The organism is Microbispora sp. CSR-4, assembly GCF_008033685.1.
Classification (GTDB): domain Bacteria; phylum Actinomycetota; class Actinomycetes; order Streptosporangiales; family Streptosporangiaceae; genus Microbispora.
The window spans coordinates 1-2,312 of record NZ_VJVX01000145.1 but is presented as its reverse complement, the minus strand read 5'-3'; the positions used below and the strand labels follow the sequence as shown (position 1 = coordinate 2,312).

Here is a 2,312-nt window from a genome sequence, read left to right as displayed (position 1 = left end):
GCGCGGCCCGTGGAACGGCCTGGACGACGTCGAGATCGCCACCATGGAATGGGTCGACTGGTACAACAACCGGCGCCTCCACAGCGCCTGCAACGACCTCCCACCAGCCGAATTCGAGACCCACTACCGAACACAAACCGCCACGGCTATCCTCACCCCAGCCAGCTAACCCGGCCTCCACGAAACTCGGCGCGGTTCACCCTGTCCGACCCGTTGACCCGGTCAAAATCGGCAAGAACGAGACCTCCCGGCGAGTGACCTACCAGCCGGCCGCACGGACGGCGAGCGCGGGATATGTGCGGGATGATCTTTCTTAGCCGCCGCATCGTCTGATGCTGAATGGCAGGTCAGCGTTGGTATGGGCGGAGTAACCGTAGTGCTCTTGAAAACCGCTAGGCCGGGTGACCGGTCTCGTGGGTTCGAATCCCACGCTCTCCGCTCTCGTGATGTCGCAAGACATCGGAAACCCTCGAACCTACGGGTTCGGGGGTTTCTTTGTGTACTGGGGTTGGTAGTCGCGGGTGGGATCGATGGTCAGCTCGCGGAGGAGCTGCCGGGTGGTGGCGTTGACCACGCGGACGTGGAGATCGTCGACGAGCAGGATGACGTGGGTTCGGGCGTGGGTTCGTCCGATGCCGATGTGGTGGAGCCGGCCGCTGATCCGCAGGGTGACGACGCCGGTGTGGTCGACGCGGTCGTGGCGGACCCGGGTATGGGTGTCGCCGTCGCGGGTGCCGGATGGTTGGGCCTTGGGCCGGGTGCTGTAGGCCGTGGCGGGGGGGGCCCGGTGTGGCAGCGACCGGTGGGTGCGGGGTGGTTGTAGGCGTCGGTGAAGCGGTCGATGAGGGTTTGTAAGCCGGTGATCGTAGTGGGCTGATCGGGCTGGGCGCGCAGCCATTTTTTCATGGTCTGCTGGAAGCGTTCGGGCCCGCTGTGGTGCGCGCGAGGTGGCGTCAATCCATCCAGGTAACGCGAACGATCAGCACAAGGCGCAGATGCTCCGCAACGATGAAGTTGAGGAAGCCGCGGCCGCCGTACAGATCGAGTGTCCGAAGGCCTCCACCATGCAACGGGCCTCTACCGGCATGGACCGCATCCCTTCCGAGGATTGCGAGTTGGTCGGCAAGCCGCTCGACCTCGAGGATGACGGTCGGGGGAAACCCGGCAATGACATGCTCGGCGTCGGGGTTGTACTCCCAGGTCCAGGCGTCAGTCACCAACTGCCTCTTGGCGTGCGGACGCTGTGATCTCGTTGATCTCGGCCAGGGCTCTGTCCAGTTTGGTCCTGTCGGTCGCGGCGGCGACTTCCGTCTCCAACGCGCGGAGGCGGGCCGCTAGGGCGGGACGACGGTGTATCGCCACGAACTCACCCCACTGCTGTATGAAGTTCTGCAGAGGTGCCACGGTGCTCTGGCGCGCCGCCTGCTCTGTCGCCTGATCGAGGTGGTCGACGAACTGGTTGAGATATGCGGGAGCGATCTGGGCGACTGCTGCCCTGAGGGCGGCGGTGGTAAGTGGCGGGCGGGGGATCAGTGCCTCGTTGTCTTGATGCGGGGGGGGCATCGTTGACCTCCAAGCTGTTACGCCTGCACGCTACCGCCATGACGGAACCCTTCGCACCCTGAAACCGCAGGTCAAAGGTCCGACATGGGTGGGGCCGACTTCCTACGACCGCGGCTGGCGGATTCGGTTGCGCCTCGTCGTCAGAATAGACCTCTGCCGGCTGACGAGCCCGCCTCCAGCTCCGGCGTCGGCTTCAGCGTGCCGTCGGACGATCGACAACCCTGGAGCACCAATGATCAGTAGTGGTGGCTCACTTTCGGTAGAGCCAAGATCTTCCCCTCTGACACGTACTGGCCTATGGTCTGCCATGGCGGACGATCAGCTTGGGTCAGTTCCCCGCCCAGGGACCGCTGGCCTGCCGTCCGTTCCACGAGCATCAGCTTTGGTGGACAGCCTGCGACGGCTGGGGCCTGAAGGCCGAGGGGCGGGGCCAGCGAGGCGCCACCTTCGCCTCACATCTCGATCAGACGTATTCAAAAAGGTAGGGGCAGAGAGGCTTGATCACGACCAAGCCGGGCAAGGGCTCAATCGTCAGTCCATCCAACGAGATAGACGACTAGATACGGGACAGGCCGGCCCGTCGCGTTTCAACCCTCCATGCACTCCGTGATGCGGGCTGCGAGCTCGCCGAACGTCACGGAACTCGGGGTTGAACCACTCCGACTTTCGTGGAGGCCCTGAAGCCAGCATCATCTGCTGGCGGAAGGGAGAATCACGTCACGATGCCAGCCCCGAGGAAGTATCCCCAA

The 2,312-nt window shown here is 64.2% G+C and carries 4 protein-coding genes and 1 tRNA gene; 2 read left to right on the top strand and 3 right to left on the bottom strand.

The window, feature by feature from the left end:
• Positions 1-19 precede the first annotated feature (19 nt).
• Positions 20-169 carry an integrase core domain-containing protein gene (locus tag FLV34_RS43570; RefSeq protein ID WP_369074152.1) on the top strand — a complete coding sequence of 50 codons (150 nt, stop codon included), beginning with the start codon at positions 20-22 and terminating at the stop codon, positions 167-169.
• A 192-nt stretch (positions 170-361) separates the two neighbouring features.
• Positions 362-435 (top strand) — tRNA-Ser (locus FLV34_RS39055).
• Positions 436-475: 40 nt separating this feature from the next.
• Here FLV34_RS39055 and FLV34_RS39050 read toward each other — a convergent pair.
• From FLV34_RS39050 to FLV34_RS39040, 3 genes are read right to left on the bottom strand one after another with little or no spacing between them, the layout of a single operon-like run.
• Positions 476-898 (bottom strand): hypothetical protein, encoded by a 423-nt coding sequence (locus FLV34_RS39050; RefSeq protein ID WP_222709800.1) that lies wholly within the window; start codon positions 896-898, stop codon positions 476-478.
• A 55-nt stretch (positions 899-953) separates the two neighbouring features.
• Complete coding sequence (locus FLV34_RS39045) at positions 954-1,217, bottom strand: hypothetical protein (RefSeq protein WP_142619170.1); 264 nt, start codon at positions 1,215-1,217, stop codon at positions 954-956.
• Positions 1,210-1,563, bottom strand: coding sequence for a hypothetical protein (locus FLV34_RS39040; RefSeq protein ID WP_147945562.1), 354 nt, complete (start codon positions 1,561-1,563; stop codon positions 1,210-1,212). Before FLV34_RS39040 ends, FLV34_RS39045 begins: the two co-directional genes overlap by 8 nt.
• Positions 1,564-2,312: the final 749 nt, after the last annotated feature.